The organism is Candidatus Sulfotelmatobacter sp. (assembly GCA_035504415.1).
GTDB lineage: Bacteria > Vulcanimicrobiota > Vulcanimicrobiia > Vulcanimicrobiales > Vulcanimicrobiaceae > Vulcanimicrobium.
The window spans coordinates 489,035-511,411 of sequence record DATJRY010000011.1; the positions used below are offsets into that span (position 1 = coordinate 489,035).

Sequence of the window (22,377 nt, forward strand, 5' to 3'; positions counted from 1 at the left end):
GGAAAACACCGGTCGAACGCACCTCGCGCGGTTCCGCCTAGCCCGACGCCTTCCCCGCAGCCCCGCCGGCCTGCACGACCAGCGCGTCGGGGACGCGCATCTCGGCGTGCCGGTCCTCCAGGCGCAGCGTGTAGTGGCCCAAGTGCGGCACGCTCACGCACTGCTCGTCCTTCACGTCGGCGGTGCAGGTCAGCCCCGGCGTCTGGTCGGGTCCGGGCGCGTCTTCGACGCCGACGATCGCGTCGAGCCCCGTCCCAACCAGCGTGCACGGCGCCTGCGGATCGGACGGACACTCGATGTGACTCACGGCCGGCGCGCGTACGAAGGTCTCGGGCAGCGTGATCCAGTCGCTGCCGATCTTGCGCGCCGTGTCGACGAGCTGCACCTGTAGGGTGCCGAAGGCACGGTCGTGCAGCGCGTCGGCCGCGTCGAGCACGACGTTGAGCGCGCTGTCCGTCTGACGGCGCACGTCGGCATCGGGCAGCGTCGCCGCTTGCGGACCGTCGGCGCGCTGCGCGTCGCACGGAGCGCCGCTCGCCGGCGCTTGGCGCACGCGCACGGCGGCGCGCTCGGGCAGCGCGCCGCGCGCGGCCAGGACCAGCGGCAAGGGCTGCGTCGAAAAGACCTGCCCGGCGCCGCCCGCGGCGGGCTCGAGCGCCGGCCGTGGCGTCGCGACCATGGTGCTGAAGATCTCGCCGGGTGCGCCGTCGCCGGGCAGCAACTGTGCCGAAACGCTCGCACCCGGCGTCAACCCCGCGATGACGGGCCCGCTGAAGCAGGCGGCTTGCGCGGTCGATCCGTCCGTGCGCACGTACGTCGCGCCGTCGAAGCGCACGCCGGCGATCGTCTGCAAGCGCGTTCCGGTCAGGAACAACGAACGGTCGCCGAGATAGGCTATCGGTTCGCTCGCCGCGTCGACCTGCGCGGGCGGCGGCGCGATCGCGATCGTCGCGTCGTCTTCGAGCGCGACGCGGTGCAGGGGGTCGTCTTCGTACAGGCGCAGCGTCGCCGCGCCGGCGACCGCCGCCGGCGATCCGCGCAGCTCGACGCGCCGGTCGTCGCGCCGTTTGATCGTCAGCGACACCGGTGCGCCGCTGCCTTGCTGCAGCTCGGCCGCGGTGAGGCACGCCGCCGAGCCCGAGCTGGCGAGCAGATCGAGATCGCGGCCCGCGGTCGGCGGCTGGTGCGGCATCGGCGCCACCGTCCACGCCGCGCGCACCGGCAGCGCGATGCGCGCCTCGTCGCTCGTCCCGGTCCGCAGCGATCCGAAGCCGTAGCCGCCGGTCAGCCGCACGTCGTACCCGCCGTCACTCGCGCCGTGCAGCGCGTCGCGCGCCAGGACGGGCGCATCGACCTGGTGCGGATCGAGCGGAACGGCATACGGTGCGCCGCCGTCGGGCGTCACGAGCAACGCCGTGTCGTGCACGTACGGCGAGGTACGATCGACGTGCAGCGGTACGTCGAGCCGCGGCGTTGTCGCGCACACGCCGGTCGAGGCCGCGTCGTCGACGACGGCCGGCGGCAGCTGCGCGGCACCGGGGTCGCCGATGGTGAAGAACAAGACGTCGGAAGCGGCAGCCGGCGGACGCAGCGTCGGCACCTTCATGCCGAGCAGCTCCTGCGGATGCTGCGCGGCCGGGACGCCCGGCGCGCCCATCGCCAGCGTGGTCGGCAGATACTCGTAGTCGTGATGACCGTTCTGTGCGAACAGGTGCCAGACGGTCAGCAACGGGACCAGGAACGCGGCGATCGTCGTCGGTGCGGCGGCGCCGGCGACGCCGCCGAGAAACTGCGCTTCCGTGGGCGCTTCGATGTTCGTCTGGTAGCCGATGCTCTGCACGCTCGACTGCACGCACGCGGTGACCTCGGCCGGCGTCCCGCCGGCGGCGTAGCAGGCCTGCACCACCGCCGGGCTCGCGCCGAGCGAGGTCGCGATGTCGATGACGCGCTGCTGCGATGCGACCGTGTCGATCGCGCCCTGCGAGAGCGAGCCGAGGAAGTCCGCGAACCATTGATACCGTTCGATCGCCGCGTTCGAGGAGACGGCCATGTCCTTGAACTCGGTCGGGTGCGCGTCGACGTAGTCGCGCACACCGTCCATGCCGCGCGTCTTGTCATCCTCGGGCACGATGAAGACGACCGGGATCCCGCGCCGGTCGCCCACGCCGTAGGTGAAGCGCAGGTCGGCGACCGGACGCGACGGCCTCGCCGCGTGCCGGCCGCGCTGGCGCGGCGCGACGAACAGTCGGTCCCACGGACCACTGGTGGGGAAGAGCCAGTGCTGCGGCGCCGCCTCGGTGAGGAAAGCGACGTTCACGTGATAGTTGACCTGCGCCGGCGGCCGGACGAAGTCGACGAAGCGGATGTCGACCTGATCGCCGGGCTCGAGTGCCGGCACTTCGGCCGCGGGCAGGCGCACGCGTCGTCCGTCGATCACGCGCGTGACGGTCGCGTCGATCCGGGCGCCTGCTTGCGGGCCGGCACTGGCGACCGGGAACGCGAGGGCTGCCGACGACGGCAGCGAGCGCACCGTCGTCGTCAGCAGCAGCGTTACCAGCATTGCGGCGATCGAGCTGCGCTTCATCGGGAAGATGCAGTTGCCGTCTCGCGCCGGCCGCGCCTCCCGGCACCGCCGAGCGAAGCGAGAGGGGGTCGGGGACGCGTGCGCGCATGCAGGCCCCACCATGACCCTGTTCCGTTCCGCGCTGCTGCTGGGGCTCGCGTTCGTCCTCACCGCGCAAGCCCCGCAGCCGCCGGCGCACGCCGGCGCCGACGGCGACGTCCTCAAGGCGACGCTGGACAATGGTCTGCGCGTCGTCATCGTGCGCAATCCGCTGGCGCCGGTGGTCTCGACCGACCTGACCTATCTGGTCGGCTCGCGCGACGATCCGCACGGCGTGCCGGGCATGGCCCACGCGCAGGAACACATGATGTTCCGCGGGACCACCGAGCTGAACACCGCGCAGCTGGGCACGATCGCGACCGCGCTCGGCGGCGACTTCAACGCCGAGACGTCGGACACGATCACGCAGTATCAGTTCACGGTGCCGGCAGCCGACCTCGACGCGGTGCTGCGCATCGAGTCCGATCGCATGCACGACGTGCGCGACCTGCAGTCCGAGTGGCAGAACGAACGCGGCGCGATCGAACAAGAGGTGCTGCGCGACGAGACCGAACCGGGCGCCGACTTCTTCACCCAGGCCGAGGCGATCGCCAACGCGGGGACGCCGTACGGCCATCACGGCGTGGGCACCAAAGCCGCGTTCGACAAGCTCACCGGCCCCGAGCTCAAAGCGTTCTACGACCGCTGGTACGCGCCGAACAACGCGGTCCTGGTGGTCGCCGGCGACGTCGATCCGCAGCGCGCGCTGGCGCAGATCCGCGCGCGCTTCGACGACGTGCCGCGCAAACCGGTGCCGGCGCACGCGGTCGCGCACTACGAGCCGATCAAGCGCACCGTGCTGGTGCGCCCGACGACGCTCATCTATCCGTTGGCCACCGTCGGCTACCGTTTCCCGGGGATCAGCAGCCCCGACTTCCTGCCGTCCTTCGTGCTGCAGGGCATCCTCGGTTCGCCGCGCGGACCGATTCGCGCGCTCGCCGACGACGGCACCGCGCTCGAGGCGGAGTGGGACTCCGAGGCCTACACCCCCGACTCGCAGCTGGGGTTCGCGACCGCCGCGCTGCGGCCGGGCGCCGATCCGGCCTTCGTCGCCGGCAAGCTCGAGGCGGTGACGCGCGCATACGCCGAGCACGGCGTCCCGCGCGAGCTGTTCGAGTCGACCAAGCACCAACTGATCGCCGAGCAGGAAGAGAGCCGCAACTCGGTGACCGCGCTGGCCGCCGACTGGGCGACCACCATCGCGCTCGACGGCGAGCCGTCGATCTCGCACGAGCAGCAGTTGATCGCCGCGGTCACCATCGACGAGGTGAACCGCGTCGCGAAGCGCTATCTCGACCCGCGCCATGCGATCGTCGGCGAGCTGACGCCGTCGGCCAGCGCCTCGCAGAGCGCCGCCGCCTCGCCGCCGCAGCAAGGGACGGAAAAGCCGTTGCAAGTGCAATCCGCCGTCACCAGCCTGCCGCCCTGGGGCGAAGCGCTGATCCGCGACGTGCAGGTGCCGGCCAGCCAGCTCGCGCCGACCACGGCGAAGCTCTCGAACGGCATCACGCTGATCGTGCAGCCCGAGACGATCTCCGACTCGGTCTTCCTGTTCGGCTCGATCAAGAACAACCCGGATCTCGAGGAACCGCGGGGACAAGAGGGCATCAGCGGAATCCTCGACGGGATCTTCTCCGAGGGGACGCGCTCGCAGGATCGCATCGCGCAGCAACGCGCGCTCGACGCGGCCGACACGGAGCTGCGCGCGGGGACCAGCTTCGGCTTCGAGACGACGCGCGCGTCCTTCAACCGCGCGGTCGACCTGCTGGCCGAGAACGAGCTGCAGCCGCGCTTCGACGCGAGCACCTTCGCGTACGCGCGGCAACGCGCCGTCGACGAGCTCGAAACCTCGCTCAACAGCGCCAACACGCTGGCGCTGCGGCGCGCGGCGCCGTACTTGTTACCGGTGGGCGACCCCGAGCTGCGCGAAGCGACGCCGCAGGAGCTCGGCGGCCTCACGCTCGACCAAGTCGAACGCTACTACGCGACCGTGATCCGCCCCGACCTGACGACGATCGTCGTGGTCGGCAACGTCTCGCCGGACGCCGTGCGCGCCGCCCTCGAGCACGCCTTCGCCGACTGGCACGCCAGCGGCCCGGCGCCGGCGGTCGACCTGCCGCCGCTGCCGCGCAACGGCCCGGGCCGCGTCGCCGTCGACATCCCGGTCGGGCAGACCGACGCGCGCTATCAGGAGATCGTCCCGGTCGCCCGCGGCGACGCGCAGTCGTACCCGCTGCTGCTCGGCACGGCGATCCTGGGGGGCGGCTCGCTCAGCCCGGCGCAGAGCCGGCTCTTCCGCGACCTGCGTCAAGACGCCGGTCTGGTCTACACCGTCGACGCGCAGCTCTCGCCGCGCCGCGACCGCTATCTGTTCTCGATCGAGTTCGCGAGCTTGCCGAACAACGAGCCGCGCATCTCCTCGCTGATCGACGACGAGATCGGCCGCATGCAGACGCAGCCCGTCGGCGACTTCGAGCTCGCGCTGGCGAAGGCGTCGATCGTGCGGCAAGGCGTCGTCGAAGCGGCCTCGGTCGGCGCGATCGGCGGCCAGCTGCTCGACGAAGGATCGACCGGGTTACCGTTCGATCAGCCGCAGCGCGACGCGCGCGCGTACCTCGACACCGACGCCGCGGCGATCGAGCACGCGTTCGCGACCCAGATCGATCCGAAGGCGTTCGTGCGCATCATCGAAGGCCCGCACGCCTCTTAGGCCGTCGTTCGCTCGCGCGCCGCGAGCAGCAGCGGCGCCGCGAGCGCGACGAAGACCGCGCACGCCTTCCATGCCAAACCGAAGCCGTGCGCGTCGACCAGCGCGCCGAAAGCGATCGGAGCGGCGAAGCCGGCCAAGTAGACGAAGCTCAAACCCACCCCCATCGCGCTGCCGGCCGCGTCGATGCCGCCCAGCTCGGCCAGCACGGTGTTGAACAAGCCGGTGAACCCGATCACCGAGCAGCCCAAACCGGTCGAGATGCCGACGACGGTCAGTACGCTCGGCGGCCCGTCGACCGCCCCCAGCCACCACAGCGAGAGGGCCGCCAGACCGCACGTCAGCAGCAGCGGCACGATCCGGCTGCCGCGGAAGAGCGCGTCGCTGGCGATGCCCCACAGCGGCCGCGCGGCGATCCCGGCGCCTTGCATGATCGCCAGCGAGAGCGCGGCCAACGCGCGCGGCGCGCCGTCGTGCAGCAGCGCGACGACGATGAACGCGACCGCGGTGTACTGCGCGGCCCCGAGGGCGAAGCCCGCGGCGTTGAGCGCCGCGCTGCGCGGCGCGACGACGAAGCGCCACATGCCGCGCAGCAGCTCGCGCGAGCGGCGCACGGTGCCGCGCTCCACGTTCGGCGGGCGATAGCGCCAGGTCGCCAGCACCGCGCTCGCCGCGCACGCCACGCCGCCGACCACGAGCGCCGGACGGTAGCCGCCGTGCAGCGCGACGGCCGGCAGTAACAACGCGCCCAGCGTCCCGCCGATCGGTGCGCCGGCTTGGCGAATCCCCATCGCGAGCGCGCGATTGCGCGTGAACCAGCTCAGCACCGCGCGCCCGCCGGCCGGCGACGAGGCCGCGTAACCGACGCCGAACACGAACAGCGTCCCGACCAGCCACGCTTCGCTGCGCACCAACGCGCCGAGCGCGACCGCGAGCCCCATCAGCAACCCGCTGGTCAACACGACGGCGCGTTCGCCGAAGCGATCGACCAGGATGCCCGATGGTGCGGTGAAGAGGGCCGAGCCGAGATAGATGCCGCCGTAGACGACGCCGAGCCCGGCGTGATCGAGACCGAGGCCTTGCGTGAAGAACGGCGCGAGGCCGCCGAGTCCTTGCTGGTCCAGGGTCGCGCCGGCTTGCGCCAGCGTCATCCATAGGAGCACCGCGACGGCGGGATCGCGTCTCATGCCAAGCGGCCGCGTTCGCGCCCTGCCGGCGATCGCCTCGCGCGAGAGGCGCTCGCGGGTGCGGCCCTCAATATCAGCGAGCCGTGCAGTACGTGTATTCGATGTTTCGGGTCGGCAAGACGGTGCCGCCGAAGCGCGCGATTCTCAAGGACATCTCGCTCAGTTTCTTGCCGGGGGCGAAAATCGGCATCCTGGGGCTCAACGGCGCGGGCAAGTCGACGGTGCTGCGCATCATGGCCGGCGTCGACCAGGAGTTCGACGGCGAAGCGAAGGCCGCGCCGAACCTGACGGTCGGCTACCTTCCGCAAGAGCCGAAGCTCGATCCCGACAAGACGGTGCGCGAGACGGTCGAGGAGGGACTAGGGCCGGTGCTCGAGGCGCGCAAAGCGCTCGACGCCGTGTACGCCGCGTACGGCGAAGCCGACGCCGACTTCGACGCGCTGGCGGGCGAACAAGCGCGTTTGGAAGCGATCATCTTCGCCGCCGGCGACGATCTGGACCAGCAGCTCGAGATCGCGGCCGACGCGCTGCGGCTGCCGCCGTGGGACGCCAAGATCGGCCCGCTCTCGGGCGGCGAGAAGCGCCGCGTCGCGCTGTGCCGGCTGTTGCTCTCCAAGCCCGACATGCTGCTGCTCGACGAGCCGACCAACCATCTCGACGCCGAGAGCGTCGAGTGGCTCGAGCAGTACCTGCAACGCTTCCCGGGCACCGTCGTCGCGGTGACGCACGATCGCTACTTCCTCGACAACGCCGCCGAGTGGATCCTCGAGCTCGACCGCGGCCGCGGCATCCCGTGGAAGGGCAACTACAGCTCGTGGCTCGATCAGAAGCAAGAGCGTCTGGCGCAGGAAGAAGCGGCGGAATCCGCGCGGCAGAAGGCGCTCAAGCGCGAGCTGGAGTGGGTGCGCCAGAACGCCAAGGGCCGGCAGTCGAAGAGCAAGAGCCGCCTGGCGCGCTTCGAGGAGCTCTCCAGCTACGAACACCAGAAGCGCAACGAGACGCAAGAGATCTTCATCCCCGTCGCCGACCGGTTGGGCGACACGGTCATCGAGCTCGACGGCGTGCGCAAAGCCTACGGCGATCGCCTGTTGATGGACGACGTCAGCTTGAGCGTCCCGCCCGGCGCGATCGTCGGCATCATCGGCCCCAACGGCGCCGGCAAATCGACGCTGTTCCGCATGATCGCCGGCAAGGAACAGCCCGACGCCGGCACGATCCGCATCGGTCCGACCGTGAAGCTGGCGATCGTCGATCAGAGTCGTGAGTCGCTCGACGACGAGAAGACCGTCTTCGACGACGTCAGCGGCGGCCGCGACCTCCTGCAGATCGGCCGCTTCGAGATGCCCTCACGCGCGTATCTCGGGCGCTTCAACTTCAAGGGCGGCGACCAGCAGAAGAAAGTCGGGACGCTCTCGGGCGGCGAGCGCGGCCGCTTGCACTTGGCGAAGACGCTGCTGTCGGGTGCCAACGTGCTGCTGCTCGACGAGCCGTCCAACGATCTCGACGTCGAGACGCTGCGCGCGCTCGAAGACGCACTGCAAGAGTTCGCCGGCACCGTGCTGGTGGTCAGCCACGATCGCTGGTTCCTCGACCGCATCGCGACCCACATCCTGGCCTTCGAAGGCGACTCGCAGATCGTGTTCTTCGAGGGCAACTACCAGGAGTACGAAGCCGACAAGCGCGCGCGGCTCGGCGACGAGGCGGCGCGGCCGCACCGCATCCGCTACCGTCCGCTCACGCTGCCCTAGCGCGAAACGCGGTCAGGCCGCCGTCAGCGCCTCGACGAAGGCGAAGCGCGGTTCGCGGACGCCGCCGAAAAAGGCGACCATGTCGTCGACCATCCGCGCGCAGCCGTCCCGCGTCATCGGATAGATCGCGGCCCCGCGCGCCAGGTAGGCGGGCGCGGCGAGCGTGCCGGAGACGGCCTCGGGGGCCGGCTCGCCGACGAAGGTGGCGCTCACCGACCCGGCGTCGTGCTGGGCGATGATCGCGGACTGCCCCGCATACGTCCACTGGACGACGTCGCCTTCGCGGCGCAGGCTCAAGCCGTGCGCGAAGGTCGTCAGGGGGGCGAAAACGTCAGCGAAGAGGCCAGCGGCCTCAAGAGCAGCCATCTCCCGCAGCATAGCGGGGACCGGCGCGGGCGGCACCGGCCACGCGGCCGACGTACCGCCCCGAGCGTTTACCGGTCGGCGAGTAGCCGCCGAGCGATCGTCTCGCTCGCGTCGGCCGGCGCCACGGCCGCGAACGGGATCGCGACCTTGTCACCGTTGTCGAACGACAGCGTCGCCGTCGTCTCGTCGTCGGCCAGGGCGGCCACGACGGTGGAACGACCCTTCACCCACATGGCCGAGTCCCACGAGATCTCCTCGGTCTTCACCGCGGAGCCGAGCCGACCGCGCACCTGGGCGTCGACCGAGTCGATCCATTGATCGAATGTCACATCTATCTCCTGGCGGATTATCCGATTGTCCAACCGCCGCTGCGAGCATACCGCGCGGTCCCGCACGATTGCAAGGGTTTTTTCGGTGAAGAGTTGGCCGAAGGGCCCGCCCGGCGGATGCCGGACGGGTCCCAGGCCTCCCGAAGCGCTCAGCGTGGTGGGTGCTGCTGGCGCTGCGGGGCGGGGGCGGCTCGCGGAGCCGCCGGGCGGGCCGCCGGCATCGCCGGGCGGGCCGGCGCCGCATAGTGCGGGGCGGCGGCGCGCGCCGGAGCCGCGTAGTGCGGGGCGGCCGCACGGGCCGGAGCCGCGTAGTGCGGGGCGGCCGCGCGGGCCGGAGCCGCCGCACGGGGCGCGGCGTAGGTCCGCGCGTAGGTGCGGGCCGGGGCAGTGCGACCGGTGGCCGCGTGGCTCACGCTCACCGGACGAGCGGCGGCACGGGCTGCCGGACGAGCCGCCGTGCGGGTTGCCGGACGAGCCGCCGTGCGCACGCCGGTCCCGCGATGCGCGGCGACCGGACGGGTCGCACCGCGGTTCACCGTGGCCCGGTTCGCCGGGGCATGGTTGGCGATCGCGCGGTTGGCGGTCGCACGGTTGGCGGTCGCCGGACGAGCGGCCCGGCCGGCCGCGACGTGCGTGCCGCGGTTGGTGTTGAAACGACTCCAGGCGGGGTTCGCCGCGCGGTTGGGGGCGGCGCGATTCGCCGTCACCGGTGCGCGATGCGCCGTGCCGCGGTTCGCGGCGCCGCGGTTCGCCGTGGCACGCGCAGCCGTCGGACGCGCGCCCGCCGCCGGACGAGCGGCCATCGGCCGGGCTCCGGTGGCGCGGTTGTTGGCGAGGTGGATCGTCCCCGCGCGGGCCGCCGCGGTGCGCGCCGCGACCGTGCGGGTGCGGAACGAGCTGGCGGCGACGGCGTGCGCCGGTGCGCGGCTGAAGCGCGCCGCCGCGGCGCGCTGCTGCGCGAACGGCGTGCGCGCCGTCGCGACGCGCGGGTCACCCGCATACGTGCCGCGCATCAGCGCCGGACGCGGATCGAGCGAGCGCGCGACCGAAGCGCGCGAGTAGCGCAGGTTCGCGGCGGTCGGGACGAACGGCGTGCGGCCTTGGAAGACGTGCGCGCGCCCGTACATCGACGGACCCACGCGCATCGCGCGGCCGAACCGTCCGCCGTAGAAGTTCCGGCCGCTCACGTACGAACCGTACGCGTAGTTCTGGTACGCGTTGTACGAGTTCACGTAGGTGATGCTGCTGTAGCCACCCGGGCCCCACCACGGATAGTAGGGTTCGTACGGCGCCAGCGGCACCCAGCCGATGTCCAGGCCGAGGTCGAAGTTGGGGTCGCCGAAGTCGAGCGAGACGCCGACGCCGCCGCCGAACCCGACGAACGCGACCAGCGCGGGCTGCCAGGTCGGATAGTCCGGACCCGGACGCGGCGGATACCACGCCCAGCCCCACGGGCTGCGATACCACGAACCATAGTGGTAGGGCGCCCAACCCCACGGATCGGACGACACCCAGGTCCAGCCGTAGCCGTCTTCCCACACCCACTGGCCGTCCTGATACGGCGCCCAGTCCGACGGCTCGTCGGCCGGCACCCACACTTCGCCGTAGGTCGGATCGTCGTACCAGTGACCGTACGGCCCGAGATCGTCGACGCCGACGATGTCCTGATCGACGTACGCATCCGACGCGGCGACGCCCGGCGACTCTTCGTAGCGATCGCGATCGTTGTCGAAGGTGTCGAACGCGTCGTACGCCGGCGCGCCCGCGGTCTGCACCGACGGATCGCCGGCCGGACCATGCGCGAGCAGGGTCTGCCCGGCCGCGATCGTGCGCGTGCCGCCCGGCGTGACCACGTCGGCGGAGCCGTCGCGCGGCGTCACGTGCGTCACGCCGTGCGAATCGACGTTGACGCGCACGCTGCTCGCGCCGTGCGGGCGAATCGAAACCGACGGCGTGTCGATCTGATCCGCCGCGTTGCTGCCCGGCAGCGCGCGCATGTCGACCGTCCCTTGCGCCAGCTGCACTTCGTGATCGTTCGGGCTGACGTTGACCATGCGCATCTGCACGTCACCGCCGAGCCGCATGTCGGAACCGTGGTCGAAGGCGATCTCACCACGCCCGGCGTTGCCCGTCGTCACGTAGTCGCCCGCCTCGACGGGAGCGTTGACGACCGCATTCGTCGGCGAGCTGCTGTCGGCGCGCTGCACGGCGACGCCGCCTTGCGCGTACGAGATACGGGCCACGCCCGGGCCGGCGTCTTGCGCCTGCGCCGCGAGCGGTGTGCCCAGCGGGAGGAGGAGCGCGAGCGCCGCGCTCAGCGGCACCAGCGGTCTCCAGTATGATGGCGTTTCCATATCGGCCTCGTGAAAATATGATGACGGCGCAGAGCGCCTTCGGGTATGGTGCCCAAACGGCTCGTCCACCATGCCTAGCGGCGTCCCAGCTACTTCTAATCGCGGCCTCATCGCGGAGTATGTTGCCGCGTCGTTGCCGTGCCGATGGTCCCTCTACGAACGCCACCCACGGGCACTGCCCGCGGGCCTTTCGTAGTTGCACAGCAGCTTGCCGCACTGAGGGGTCACCATGGTCAAGCTCCGTCTCGCCGTTCTCGGCCTCGCGTTAGCGTTGCCGGGACTTCCTGCACTCGCCGACGAGTTCTCCGGCCCGACTGCCGGCCGACTCGCTCCGGCCGACGAGTATTTCGGTCGAATGAAGATGAGCGTGCTCGGGATCGCCAACACGATCCGCGACGCGGGCAAGCGCCTGGAAGAAGGCAGCTCGCCGAACGACATGCTGCGCGGCCCGCTCTACTTCGCCGTCGACGCGATCCGGGATTGGGAGCACAAGTATCCGTCCGATCACTGGATTCCGCGCGATCTGATGGCGCTGGAAACGGTGTACTTGCGAGCGGGCTCGCAGGAGTCGTACGCGATGGCGCGCCGCACCGCCCACTGGATCGCCGCCGACTATCCCGGCTCGCCCGAGGCGCATCGCGCGCTGGCGGCGGTCGGCGAGGAGCGGCCGTCGTACGGCGTCGCTCGCCGCCCCACGTACGCAGCCGACCGGCCGTCGTACGCGCAGGACGCCGACGACAGTGACGACGACGGCGGTGAGCGCTAAGCGCCGACCAGCGTGAACGCCTGCGCCAGCAAGGCGTAGGACCGCGCGCGCTCGGCGTACGACGGGGCGATGGTCACGATCATCGCTTCGTCGGCACCGTGCGCCGCGACGATCTCCTCGATACGCGCACGGACCCCCGGCGGCGACCCGAGCGCGAGGCGGCGGCGATTCCATCGCACCTCCTCGCGCTCGTCCTCGCTGAACGGATAGGCCTGTGCTTCCTCGCGCGTGGGGACCGGCAAGTCGAGCCCGCGCCGAATGCGCAGCCGCCACAGATCGGTCGTGCGCGCCGCCGCTTCCGCTTCGTCGGCGGTCGGCGCGGCGAGCGCCGCGATCGCGATAAGCAGCCGCGGCTCGGGCCAACGTGCCGACGGTTTGAAGTGCCGGCGATACATGCGCGTCACCGCTTCCGCGTCGCCGGCGATGAAGTGCGCGTACGCGTACGGGATGCCCAGCTCGGCCGCCAGCGCCGCGCCGTAATCCGACGAGCCCAACATCCAGACCTCGGGCGAGCTCGTGCCGGTCGGCTGCGCGCGCAGCATGGCGAAGTCGTGCTCGTCGGGCAAGTTGCCCTCCAGGAAGCCCATCACGTCGAGCACCTGACGCGGGAACATGCGCACGTCGTGGGTCGCCAGCGCGCCGTTGACGCGGCGCGAGCCGCCGGGCGCCCGTCCGATGCCCAGATCGATCCGCCCCGGCGCGAGCGCTTCGAGCATGCGGAACTGCTCGGCGACTTTGAGCGCCGCGTAGTGCGGGAGCAGCACCCCGCCGCTGCCGATGCGCATGCGCGTCGTCTCCGCCGTCAGGCGGCCCAGCAGCACTTCCGGCGCCGCGTCGGCGAGCCCGCGCGTCGCGTGGTGCTCAGCCAGCCAGTACCGATGGTAGCCGAGCGACTCGGCGTCGCGCGCCAGCGCGATCGTCGCGTCGACGGCCTCGCGTGCGGCGGCCGCGCCGACGATCGGCGACTGGTCGAGGATTCCCAGCGGCACGCTCATTCGCGTTTCATCGATTCTTCATCCGCGCCGAGGACGCTCGTGTCGACGAACGTGGCGACGCGGGTCAGGACCTTCTCCGCCGCGTCGCGATGGGGGCTGTGCCCGGCGCCGGGAATCACCAACGCTTGCGTGAGGGGAACGCGGGCCGCGATGCTCTCGACCTGGGCCAGCGTCCCATACTCGTCGGCCTCGCCTTGCACGATCAGCACCGGGCAGGTGATGCGCGCGGCGTCGGCCTCGATGTTCCAACCGCGAAAGCGCGGGTCGAGCCACGCGTCGTTCCAGCCGCGGAACGCGTCCTCGACGTGCGTGTGGTAACGGCTCAGCCGTGCGCGCAGGTCACCCCGCTCCCACGCCGCGCGCGCCGCCGCGATGCTGCGCAGGCTGATCTCCTCGACGAAGACGTGCGGTGCTTCGAGCACCAAGCCGCTGACCCGGTCGGGAAACGCCCCCGCGTAGACGATCGCGATCGAGGCGCCGTCGCTGTGGCCGAACAGGATCGGCCGCTCGACCGCGAGCGCGTCGAGCAGGCTCGGCAGCACCTCGGTGGCCTCGCGCTGCATGTAGTCCGGCTCGCGCGGACCGGCCAGCGGATCGGACGCGCCGTAGCCGCGACGCGAGTAGGCGACGACGGCGCAGCGCGTGCGCGCCGCCAGCTGCTGCGGGAAGTCGCGCCACAGCGCGACCGAGCCGAGCCCTTCGTGCAGCAGCACGATCGTCGGACGCGCGGGATCGCCGGGCAGCCGCAGCGTCTCGAGCCGCGCGTCGCCGACGACGACCCTCACGCCTGTTCGCGCGCGCGAAGCACGTGCCGCTGGATCTTTCCGGTCGCCGTCTTGGGCAGCTCGTCGACGAACGCGATCCAGCGCGGATACTTGTACGGCGCCAACCGGTCCTTGACGTGCAGCTTGAGCGCCTCGATCAGCGCGGCGTCGCCGACCGCGCCCGGCTTGAGCACGACGAACGCCTTCGGTTTGACCAGGTCCTGTTCGTCGGCGACGCCGATCACCGCCGCCTCGAGCACCTGCTCGTGCGCGATCAGCGCCGATTCGACCTCCGCCGGCGAGACCCAGATGCCGCCGACCTTGAGCATGTCGTCGACCCGCCCGCAGTAGACGTAGCAGCCGTCCTCGTCCTGTCGGTACTTGTCGCCGGTTCGCGTCCACTCGCCGGCGAACGTGCGGCGCGACTTCTCGCGATTGTTCCAATAGTACGCGGCCGCGGTGGGACCGCAGATCTCCAGCTCGCCGAGCTCGCCGGGCGCGACGTCCTGTCCGTTCTCGTCGACGATGCGCGCGCGATAACCCGGAACCGTGATGCCGGTCGTGCCGTACTTCACCGCGCCGGGGCGGTTGGAGATGAAGATGTGCAGCATCTCGGTCGAACCGATCCCGTCGACGATGTCGACGCCGAAGCGCGCCGTCCAGCTGCGCCCGATCTCTTCGGGCAGCGGCTCGCCGGCCGAGGTGCAGACGCGCAGCGCCAGCTCCTCGCGCAGCGGCAGATCCGGGTGGACCAGCAGCGAGCCGAACAGGGTCGGCACGCCGCAGAAGATCGTCGGCTGTCCGCGCCGCAACACGCCGCTGACGGCGTCGGGCGTCGGTCGTCCCGAGAACAGCACCGCGGTCGCGCCGACCGAGAGCGGAAACGTCAGCGCGTTGCCCAGACCGTAGGCGAAGAACAGCTTGGCCGCGGAGTACACGACGTCGTCCTCGCGCATGCCGAGCACGCCTTGCGCGAACAGCTGCGCGGTCCCCATCAAGCTCGTCTGCACGTGTACGGTGCCTTTCGGCTTGCCGGTCGAGCCCGACGAGTAGAGCCAGAAGCACGCGTCGTCGGCGCGCGTCGGCGCCGCCGCGCTCAGCGGTTCGGCGAGATCGACGATCGCGCTCAAGCGCGGCAGCGTCGCGTCGTCGGCGTGCGCGGCGGGATCGGAGAGCACGATCGTGCCGTGCCAGTTCGCCTGGTGCGCCGCGTCCATGAACGGCGCGAGCAGCTCGGCCGACACGATCGCCGCCTTGGCGCGGCTGTCGGCCAGGATGTAGGCGTAGTCGTCGGCCTTGAACAGCGTGTTGACCGGGATCGGCACGATGCCGGCCCGGATCGCGCCCAGGAACGCGGTGGGGAAGTCGATCGTGTCGAGCAGGCAGAGCACGACGCGCTGTTCGATCTCCAGGCCCAGCCCGAGCAGCGCGCCGGCGCAGCGCTCGACGCGCGCCGCCAGCGCACCGTACGTGATCGACGCGTACTCGTCGACGAAGGCCACCTTGTCAAGGCGTCCGGCGTGATGGCCGAGCAGGTCGGCGGCGGCGTTGTACGTCGGCGGCGCGAGCGCCGCGGGAGCGGGAACCGGCGACTCCGGTGCGATCATGACGGACCTCCGCGCGGTGCGGTCAGAGCGTGTACGGGTTGACGGCCTGCGCCGCCAGCTGCTCGAGGACCGGCAGCGGGCCTTGCACCGCGGTGCGCTGGTGGTAGAACCACAGCCCGCGCAACCCGCCCAGCTCTTCGCCGCCGCCGGCACGACCGGGACCGCCGTGCTGACAGGAGGGCATCACGATGCCGTGGCCGGTCTGCGCGTCGCCGATCGCGGTGTCGACCAGCAGCACGCGCCCGTGCGAGGCCCCGATCGCGAGCGCCGACTGCGCGAGGAACGCGGCGTCGTCGCTGAAGACCGAGACGACCAGCGAGCCACCGCCGCGCCGCGCCAGCGCGTACGCCTCGTCGGGCGTCGTGTAGGTGAGCACGCTGGCGACCGGCGCGAAGACCTCGAGATCGTGCACGATCGCCGCGTCGCCGCCGGCGACGATCAGCGTCGGCGCGACGAACGCTTCGCCGGCCGGGACGTTCGGGTGCGTGTACGCGATCGACGCGCCCGGTGCGGCGGCCAGCTGCGCGATCCCCTCGCGCGCGCGCCGCGCTTCGCCGGCGGAGACGAGCGGGCCGAGCGTGACGCCGTCGGTCGCGGGATCGCCGACGACCACCGCGTCGAGTGCGCGCGCCAACGCGCGCAGCACCGCGTCGCGCCGCGCCGCCGGCACGATCGCGCGGCGGATCGCGGTGCACTTCTGGCCGGCCTTGGTGCTCATCTCGCGCACGATCTCGCGCACGTACAGCTCGAACACCGGCGTCCCTTCGCGCGCGTCGGGGCCGAGCAGCGTCGCGTTGAGGCTATCGGCTTCGACGTTGACGCGCACGCCCGCGCCGCGCACCTGCGGGTGCGAGCGAATGCGCTCGCCGGTCTCGGCCGAACCCGTGAACGCGATCGCGTCGCCGAACCGCACGTGATCGAGCAGATCGCCGACGCTGCCGACCAGCAGCGAGAGCGCGCCGTTCGGCAGCACGCCCGCGTCGATCACCGCGCGCACCATCTCGACCGACAGCCAGGCCGTCGCCGTCGCCGGCTTCGCCACCACCGGAATGCCGCTGAGCAGCGCGACGGCGGCCTTCTCCCACAAGCCCCACGAGGGGAAGTTGTAGGCGTTGATGTGGATGGCGGCGCCGTCGATCGGCACGCCTAGGTGCAGCGCTTGGAAGTTCGGGTCGCGCGCCAGCCGCGCCGGCGCGCCGTCGCTGAGCACCTTCGCCTCGCCCAGCGACGCGCCGAGCTTCGCGTAGTACTTCAGCGTGCCGATGCCGCCGTCGACGTCGATGCCCGCGTCGGCCTTGGTGTTGCCCGAGTTGCGGCGCGCGATCGCGTACCAGTCGTCGCGACGGGCCTGCAGCGCGTCCGCGACGGCGCCCAGCAGCGCGGCGCGCTGCGCGTAGGTCAGCGCGCCCAGCGCCGGCCGTCCGACGTCCCGGGCGTAGCGCAGCGCCGCACCGAGGTCGAGCCCGCTCGACGACGCGAGCGCGACGACCTCACCGGTGACCGGGTCGACCAGCTCCGCTCCCGCGTCCGAACCGCGCACCCACCGACCGGCGAGATAGCTCTCGAGAACGACGGGCTCGGTGGCGACCATGGGCAACCTTCTTTCGGTGCGAGGGCGGTCCGATGCGCTGGACGGCGCACCGCACGAAGCATTATACCGGCTATTATATACTTGACGCAAACAGCCAAAGCCGTTAGAATGGGGACATGGGACTGCCGGTTCCGTCCACCCTCCTAGAAGCCGTTCGCGCCTTTGCCGATCCGCAGGTCGCGCACGACTTTTTTGTCGCGATCCGGTGGCCCAATGGGATGGCCTGCCCGCGGCCGGGCTGCGGATCGGCCGACGTAGCTCCGATCAAGGGGCGCAACGCCTGGCGGTGCCGCGAGTGCGACCGACAGTTTACCGCCAAGGTCGGAACGATCTTTGAAGACTCTCCGATTGGCTTCGACAAGTGGCTCCCGGCCATGTGGCTGCTCTCAGCGGATCGCAACGGCGTCTCTTCTTGCGAGGTTGCTCGGTCCCTCGGCGTCACGCAGAAGACCGCGTGGTTCATGTTGCACCGTCTTCGCCTCGCCATGCAGACCGAGACGTTCGAGAGGCTGACCGGCGAAGTCGAGGCCGACGAGACGTACGTCGGCGGCAAAACGCGGCGCGGCGTTCCGAAGGCCGTTCGCATCGGCAAAGCCGGTAAGAAGGCGAAGCAGGACGCGAAGACCGTCGTCATGGGAAGGCGCGAGCGCGGAGGTCGCGTCCGCGCGATGGCGGTCAAAGACAACCGCAGGACGACGCTACTGCCTATGCTGTTTCCGCACCTCGAACGCGGTGCGGTGCTCTACACCGATGCGCTGAAGTCCTACGCCGACGCGCGGGAAGCGTACGTCCACCAAGTCATCGACCACAGCGTGGCGTACGTCGAAGGTCGCGTTCACACGAACAACATCGAAAACTTCTGGAGCGTGCTGAAGCGCACGCTCGGCGGCACTTCGTCGCGCCTCGGCCGTTCCACCTCGACGCGTACCTTTGACGAGCAAGTCTTCAGGTTTAAATGAGGCGAGAATACCGACGGCCCGCGTTTTACCAAGGCGCTCAAAGGTGTGGACAGGCGCCGCCTCACATGGAAGGTTCTGATTTCAAGAAATGCGTGACTGAGACGTCGTGCGCGATTGTGTGCCGACCGGGTTCGGCAGGCTAGGGGTCGTCGTCGGTAAATGGCATTTCTAGCTGTTCTGCTTCGTGTTCGAGGTATTCGTCGGGTGGAACAGCCTCGATGGCTAGCAAGTGCCCTTTACCGTCGCCCTCGAATCGAAGGAATGTGCGCGTCGGCGGGATCACGTGCCCGTCTATGACCCGCGATTCAAGGCGAACGACGAGGACGTTCGTGTCCGGTATAACCGGGATTCTCACCTGCTGGCGCTCGGCCCGCTCAAGTAGCAATTCGATAGCGTGCAGGTGATCATCCATCACCCGCTGGTCAGGACACAGCTTAGCGCAGTCTGCCTCGAATGTTTCTTCGAAGACTAGGCTGGGGAAGCGTTGCTGCTCCACCCGCGCTCTTTTGCTAGTTCGATGCCACGCCGGATATCGCTAGGCTTGGCGACGTCGCCGTCGATGTCAAACAGCGCGGTATAGTACGGGATTTCCTCACCGTAATCCGCCAGACGCCAGCCGAGAAGCTTGTGTGTCATATCGCGCGTTTGGCCAGCCGACATGTCACGAAGCGCGTCGATGATCTGATCTACGAATTCGACTTCCTCAACTCGATAAAGCCCGTCAAGCTGCGCTTCGCGCTTCGGTACTAGGCGCTTCTGCGCGCGGAAGGGCAACCGCCGAATATCAATGGTCGCGGCCTCATCGCGAACAAGGGAGACCTGAGCCGGAAGCAGCGTGCGGGGCGCGGGCCCATGATCTAGCTTCGTGTACTCGGCCCCCGTGAGGGACTTTCCCGTGCGGAGGTACCACAGCGCGTCCGCATAGTACAGAATCTTGTTTAGCTTGGTCGCGCCAAACGTCGGGTTATCGCGCTCTTTCGTCGCGATATGCAGCATCATCTCGCGCAGCTTCGCGTACTTGTGCGCTTTCGTCGGTTGCGTGGGCATTTTGAGTAGTCACCTCCTTTCGCTTGCTTAATCTCTAAGGCCAGCGAACGTCGCCTCGTGGTTCTTTAAGTCCTCCTAATTAGCTAAAGAACACGTGTGTATAACGTTGTCAAGCCCCCTTAAAGTTGCGAATCGTTCGCAAATAAGGCCTGTGGCGCCTGGATGTCTCAGACGGCTGGCTTCTTCGGCTTGGGGCCGCGCCTGACGCGAGGCTCTACCTTGCGGCGGGCTTCCAGGATGTCCACCTCGGGCTTCGTGACTCCCGCGATCGCCGAGACGAACCGCTCAAAAAGGCTTCGTGGCGGTTTCTCCGAGGGCTTATTCATCGTTGTCCCCCAGAATAGCACGGCCGGTACGCGAAGTTGTTGCCGAAATGTTTCCGGGCGCCTGGGCGTCTGGTTTCACATCGCGCCCGGCTTGAAGTAGCGACCAAGCGAGCCAACGGCGCCGCCGGGATTCCCGGCGGCGCCGTTCTGCCGATGGCAGCGGGAATCCTCCCGGTAGTACCGGAATACTGCTATCATGAAGCTGCTATGGACCCGGTTTTGAGAGCGCCGCCATGTCTGCTGGCGCCGCTCTCCTCGCCCCCTCCGACCCTCGGGACGTGGACAGCGTCCTGCTTCGCGTCCCCGCGGGTCTTCGCCGACGGATCGTCGAGAAGGCTAAGGAACACGGCCTTAGCCAGAACGGCTTCATTACCGCGTCGATGCTTTACTCGGCAGTCGTCTTTGGTGAACTGCCAAGCGTCGGCGTACCAACGAACGCTGTTACACTCTTCAAAGAGATGAGCCGAGCAGTCGCTGAGAATGACGCCGTCCTGCATACGATAGACGAGCGCGATTGGGTCGATGTGCGACCCATCATCGAGCTGTTTGCCGAGAGCACCCTCGTCGCGGGTGTCAAAGCGCGTCGCGATCCCGGCTCGAACCGGATCGCGTTCACGTTTCATTTCACGAAGACCGGTGCGGCGGCATGGGAGGTCTTCGGGCCTATGTTCAAAGGGGCGGCCGACGCGCTCGACCGATTGCGCGCCTTCCCAGCGGCATAGCGAAGAAGGAAAGCGCGCGACCGCTATCAAACCGTGAAATCCGGCGAGAAGTTGGTGGCGGTAGCTCAGTGGTAGAGCGAGGGCCCAGTAAGCCCGAGGCCGGGGGTTCGATTCCCCTCCGTCACCCCTCGCCGGCGATGTACCGATATCGCGCAGCGATATATGGCCGACCTCACTACCAAGTCTCAGCTCGCGCGACTATCCTAACCATTACTGGGCCCTCGCTCTACCACGGTAGACCGAAAGCAACAGGCGCCTCCACGATTGGAGGCGCCTGTTGCTTTTTCCAGCGGATACTAAAGACCGGAAGGCCGCCCTGTCACCACGCCAGCGTACCGCCCGACATCTATTGCGTCAAGTATATAATAGCGATTATACTGCATGCGAGAGCGATCGCAAGCGTGATAGTGCATTCCGACGATGAGGGCGCGTTCCTCGCCCGCCTCGGCGAGCGGGTGCGGGAGCTGCGTGCCCGGCGCGGGATGACGCGGAAGATCCTGGCCAAAGATTCCGGGGTCTCGGAACGCTACCTGGCCCAGCTCGAAACCGGCCAGGGCAACGCCTCGCTCCTTACGGTACGCCAAGTGGCGCGCGCGCTCGACGTCCCCGTCGAGGCACTGCTTGGCGACGACGGCGACCCGCCCGAGCTGCGCGCCGCGATCGCCGTGCTGCGCGGGCTGCGGCCGGACCACCGCGGCGAGGCGCGCGAGCTGCTCGAGCGCACCTTCGCCAAGGTCGACCCGGCGTCGCGCGACGGCCGCATCGCGCTCATCGGCCTGCGCGGCGCCGGCAAGACGACGCTCGGCACGGCGCTGGCAGCGCAGCTCGGCGTGCCGTTCATCGAGCTCGACCGTGAGATCGAGCGCACCGCCGGCGTGCCGCTCTCGACGATCTTCGACCTCTACGGCCAGGCCGGGTTCCGGCGCCTCGAGCGCACGTGCCTGGATCGCGTGCTGGCGGAGCACCCCCGGTTCGTCCTAGCGACCGGCGGAAGTCTGGTCTCCGAGCCGGCGACGTTCGAGCACCTGTTGGCGACGTGCCGCACGATCTGGCTGCACGCCTCGCCGGCGGAGCACATGGAGCGCGTCGTGGCGCAGGGCGACATGCGCCCGATGGCCGGCAATCGCGAGTCGATGGCCGACCTGCAGCGCATCCTCGCCGGCCGCGAAGCGCTCTACCGCCGCGCCGACGCCGACGTCGACACCAGCCACCGCCCGATCGAAGAGAGCCTATCGGACTTGATCGCCACAGGCACGACGCAGTGAAAACTGCGGGATGAAGTCGGTTTGACGAGGAACCACGAGCTCTAATGGAGCGGTCGTACGCGGTCGTGCTTGAACCGGAGGCGGAAGGAGGCTATTCCGTTCACATTCCTGCGTTTCGCGGTGCGCATACTCAGGGCGAGACTGTGGACGAATGCCTCGCGAATGCTCGCGATGTTATCGAAGCGTATGTCGACGTGCTTACAGAACGCGGCGAACCGATTCCGCCGTCCGACGTGGCAGCCACAATTGCCGTCAACGTACCTTCATCTGCTGCCTGACTAAGGGAACTGTTCTTATAAAAGTTCGCGCAATTGTTCAACAGTGAGGCCGCTATCCTCTAACAGCGCGGCAAGCGTACCACGTTTTATCGTAACTCCCTTGTGCACATGAACCGATACCATGCGGCCGCCCTCGGGATGCCGCATGATATGTGCGCTGCCGCGAACGCGCACAATGAGAAATCCCGCACGTTTCAAGGCGCGCACGAAACGCTGCCCGTCCAGGGCCGGAAGCTTTTCACTCATCGGACAGCCATCGATAGTTCCGCATTAGTATCTCGTAGAAGATTCACGACTCCATCACCGACCTCGCAAGCGCCGAATGACGAATTGCACCGATTCGTGAACGGCGCGTGACGAGAGGTGCCCAAGGATCTTTGGCTCGTGAGGATCTGGCGCTCCACTATATGCGAAGTGCACAACTCCAGCCGAATTGGCTATCGAGACCGTTCGTCCATTCGCGGCAAGAAGCAGAGGCTCGCGTAAAGGATGCTCGACGTAGAGATTTTCTATCGCGGCGCGCACGCGTGAAGTCACTCTGTCGGCGAAATCATCGAAGCTGATCGGGGCGACCGGCGATAGGTCAACGCCGAGTTCGAACAGCTTGGCCGCGACGGCCGCCGCAGACGCATCGGGTAAGTCTGAGCGTAGGAAGACCCACTCTTCTGGTGCCGGACTTCCAGGCAAAGACTGCGCTGGCCAGA

19 protein-coding genes and 1 tRNA gene are annotated in these 22,377 nt (G+C 69.3%); 8 read left to right on the forward strand and 12 right to left on the reverse strand.

The window, feature by feature from the left end:
- Positions 1 to 37: 37 nt before the first annotated feature.
- A complete protein-coding gene (locus tag VMD91_08710) occupies positions 38 to 2,584 on the reverse strand; it encodes a hypothetical protein (GenBank protein ID HTW84132.1) in 2,547 nt (848 codons plus the stop codon).
- A 100-nt stretch (positions 2,585 to 2,684) separates the two neighbouring features.
- Between VMD91_08710 and VMD91_08715 the strand changes: the two genes are divergently transcribed.
- Positions 2,685 to 5,372: a pitrilysin family protein gene (locus VMD91_08715; protein ID HTW84133.1), complete on the forward strand. Its 2,688-nt coding sequence runs from the start codon at positions 2,685 to 2,687 to the stop codon at positions 5,370 to 5,372.
- Here VMD91_08715 and VMD91_08720 read toward each other — a convergent pair.
- Entirely contained in the window at positions 5,369 to 6,556 is a 1,188-nt protein-coding gene (locus VMD91_08720; GenBank protein HTW84134.1) for an MFS transporter, read from the reverse strand. The genes VMD91_08715 and VMD91_08720 overlap by 4 nt on opposite strands.
- Before the next feature lie 83 nt (positions 6,557 to 6,639).
- Between VMD91_08720 and ettA the strand changes: the two genes are divergently transcribed.
- Positions 6,640 to 8,304 (forward strand): energy-dependent translational throttle protein EttA, encoded by a 1,665-nt coding sequence (ettA, locus tag VMD91_08725; GenBank protein HTW84135.1) that lies wholly within the window; start codon positions 6,640 to 6,642, stop codon positions 8,302 to 8,304.
- 12 nt (positions 8,305 to 8,316) lie between these two features.
- Here the strand turns inward: ettA and VMD91_08730 are convergent, their stop codons facing one another.
- From VMD91_08730 to VMD91_08740, 3 genes are all read right to left on the reverse strand, one after another.
- The gene (locus tag VMD91_08730; GenBank protein HTW84136.1) at positions 8,317 to 8,682 is read right to left on the reverse strand and encodes a hypothetical protein; all 366 of its coding nucleotides are present in this window, start codon (positions 8,680 to 8,682) and stop codon (positions 8,317 to 8,319) included.
- A gap of 56 nt (positions 8,683 to 8,738) precedes the next feature.
- Entirely contained in the window at positions 8,739 to 8,999 is a 261-nt protein-coding gene (locus VMD91_08735; GenBank protein HTW84137.1) for a hypothetical protein, read from the reverse strand.
- A 149-nt stretch (positions 9,000 to 9,148) separates the two neighbouring features.
- Positions 9,149 to 11,323 carry a DUF6600 domain-containing protein gene (locus VMD91_08740; GenBank protein HTW84138.1) on the reverse strand — a complete coding sequence of 725 codons (2,175 nt, stop codon included), beginning with the start codon at positions 11,321 to 11,323 and terminating at the stop codon, positions 9,149 to 9,151.
- Positions 11,324 to 11,582: 259 nt separating this feature from the next.
- On the opposite strand from VMD91_08740, the gene VMD91_08745 reads away from it, so the two are divergent.
- Entirely contained in the window at positions 11,583 to 12,119 is a 537-nt protein-coding gene (locus VMD91_08745) for a hypothetical protein (GenBank protein ID HTW84139.1), read from the forward strand.
- Here VMD91_08745 and VMD91_08750 read toward each other — a convergent pair.
- Genes VMD91_08750 through VMD91_08765 form a run of 4 tightly spaced genes read right to left on the reverse strand, consistent with a single transcriptional unit; the run spans position 12,116 to position 17,076 of the window.
- Positions 12,116 to 13,114 carry an LLM class flavin-dependent oxidoreductase gene (locus VMD91_08750; protein ID HTW84140.1) on the reverse strand — a complete coding sequence of 333 codons (999 nt, stop codon included), beginning with the start codon at positions 13,112 to 13,114 and terminating at the stop codon, positions 12,116 to 12,118. The two genes, VMD91_08745 and VMD91_08750, sit on opposite strands and share 4 nt — an antisense overlap.
- The gene (locus VMD91_08755; protein ID HTW84141.1) at positions 13,111 to 13,899 is read right to left on the reverse strand and encodes an alpha/beta hydrolase; all 789 of its coding nucleotides are present in this window, start codon (positions 13,897 to 13,899) and stop codon (positions 13,111 to 13,113) included. The genes VMD91_08750 and VMD91_08755 overlap by 4 nt, the downstream gene beginning before the upstream one ends.
- Positions 13,896 to 15,485 (reverse strand): benzoate-CoA ligase family protein, encoded by a 1,590-nt coding sequence (locus VMD91_08760; protein ID HTW84142.1) that lies wholly within the window; start codon positions 15,483 to 15,485, stop codon positions 13,896 to 13,898. Before VMD91_08760 ends, VMD91_08755 begins: the two co-directional genes overlap by 4 nt.
- A gap of 22 nt (positions 15,486 to 15,507) precedes the next feature.
- Positions 15,508 to 17,076 (reverse strand): 3,4-dehydroadipyl-CoA semialdehyde dehydrogenase, encoded by a 1,569-nt coding sequence (locus VMD91_08765; protein HTW84143.1) that lies wholly within the window; start codon positions 17,074 to 17,076, stop codon positions 15,508 to 15,510.
- A gap of 116 nt (positions 17,077 to 17,192) precedes the next feature.
- On the opposite strand from VMD91_08765, the gene VMD91_08770 reads away from it, so the two are divergent.
- Positions 17,193 to 18,035, forward strand: coding sequence for an IS1595 family transposase (locus VMD91_08770; GenBank protein HTW84144.1), 843 nt, complete (start codon positions 17,193 to 17,195; stop codon positions 18,033 to 18,035).
- Between the two features lie 139 nt (positions 18,036 to 18,174).
- Here the strand turns inward: VMD91_08770 and VMD91_08775 are convergent, their stop codons facing one another.
- Both VMD91_08775 and VMD91_08780 read right to left on the reverse strand, forming a co-directional pair.
- Positions 18,175 to 18,531 (reverse strand): hypothetical protein, encoded by a 357-nt coding sequence (locus tag VMD91_08775; GenBank protein ID HTW84145.1) that lies wholly within the window; start codon positions 18,529 to 18,531, stop codon positions 18,175 to 18,177.
- On the reverse strand, positions 18,504 to 19,082 hold the full coding sequence (locus VMD91_08780) for a Panacea domain-containing protein (GenBank protein ID HTW84146.1): 579 nt from the start codon (positions 19,080 to 19,082) through the stop codon (positions 18,504 to 18,506). The genes VMD91_08775 and VMD91_08780 overlap by 28 nt, the downstream gene beginning before the upstream one ends.
- A gap of 604 nt (positions 19,083 to 19,686) precedes the next feature.
- Between VMD91_08780 and VMD91_08785 the strand changes: the two genes are divergently transcribed.
- From VMD91_08785 to VMD91_08800, 4 genes are all read left to right on the forward strand, one after another.
- A complete protein-coding gene (locus VMD91_08785) occupies positions 19,687 to 20,130 on the forward strand; it encodes a hypothetical protein (protein ID HTW84147.1) in 444 nt (147 codons plus the stop codon).
- 54 nt (positions 20,131 to 20,184) lie between these two features.
- Positions 20,185 to 20,256, forward strand: a tRNA-Thr gene (locus VMD91_08790).
- A 281-nt stretch (positions 20,257 to 20,537) separates the two neighbouring features.
- On the forward strand, positions 20,538 to 21,395 hold the full coding sequence (locus VMD91_08795) for a helix-turn-helix transcriptional regulator (protein HTW84148.1): 858 nt from the start codon (positions 20,538 to 20,540) through the stop codon (positions 21,393 to 21,395).
- A gap of 44 nt (positions 21,396 to 21,439) precedes the next feature.
- Positions 21,440 to 21,673: a type II toxin-antitoxin system HicB family antitoxin gene (locus VMD91_08800; protein ID HTW84149.1), complete on the forward strand. Its 234-nt coding sequence runs from the start codon at positions 21,440 to 21,442 to the stop codon at positions 21,671 to 21,673.
- Between the two features lie 15 nt (positions 21,674 to 21,688).
- Here the strand turns inward: VMD91_08800 and VMD91_08805 are convergent, their stop codons facing one another.
- Complete coding sequence (locus VMD91_08805; GenBank protein ID HTW84150.1) at positions 21,689 to 21,919, reverse strand: type II toxin-antitoxin system HicA family toxin; 231 nt, start codon at positions 21,917 to 21,919, stop codon at positions 21,689 to 21,691.
- Positions 21,920 to 22,377 lie beyond the last annotated feature (458 nt).

Bases quoted from the DNA above. Each gene is read 5' to 3' on its own strand.
- VMD91_08750 (HTW84140.1), bottom strand. From the start codon at position 13,114: ATGAGCGTGCCGCTGGGAATCCTCGACCAGTCGCCGATCGTCGGCGCG.
- VMD91_08780 (HTW84146.1), bottom strand. From the start codon at position 19,082: ATGCCCACGCAACCGACGAAAGCGCACAAGTACGCGAAGCTGCGCGAG.
- VMD91_08720 (HTW84134.1), bottom strand. From the start codon at position 6,556: ATGAGACGCGATCCCGCCGTCGCGGTGCTCCTATGGATGACGCTGGCG.
- VMD91_08765 (HTW84143.1), bottom strand. From the start codon at position 17,076: ATGGTCGCCACCGAGCCCGTCGTTCTCGAGAGCTATCTCGCCGGTCGG.
- VMD91_08760 (HTW84142.1), bottom strand. From the start codon at position 15,485: ATGATCGCACCGGAGTCGCCGGTTCCCGCTCCCGCGGCGCTCGCGCCG.
- VMD91_08800 (HTW84149.1), top strand. From the start codon at position 21,440: ATGGAGCGGTCGTACGCGGTCGTGCTTGAACCGGAGGCGGAAGGAGGC.
- VMD91_08710 (HTW84132.1), bottom strand. From the start codon at position 2,584: ATGAAGCGCAGCTCGATCGCCGCAATGCTGGTAACGCTGCTGCTGACG.
- VMD91_08805 (HTW84150.1), bottom strand. From the start codon at position 21,919: ATGAGTGAAAAGCTTCCGGCCCTGGACGGGCAGCGTTTCGTGCGCGCC.
- VMD91_08745 (HTW84139.1), top strand. From the start codon at position 11,583: ATGGTCAAGCTCCGTCTCGCCGTTCTCGGCCTCGCGTTAGCGTTGCCG.
- VMD91_08770 (HTW84144.1), top strand. From the start codon at position 17,193: ATGGGACTGCCGGTTCCGTCCACCCTCCTAGAAGCCGTTCGCGCCTTT.
- VMD91_08730 (HTW84136.1), bottom strand. From the start codon at position 8,682: ATGCTGCGGGAGATGGCTGCTCTTGAGGCCGCTGGCCTCTTCGCTGAC.
- VMD91_08715 (HTW84133.1), top strand. From the start codon at position 2,685: ATGACCCTGTTCCGTTCCGCGCTGCTGCTGGGGCTCGCGTTCGTCCTC.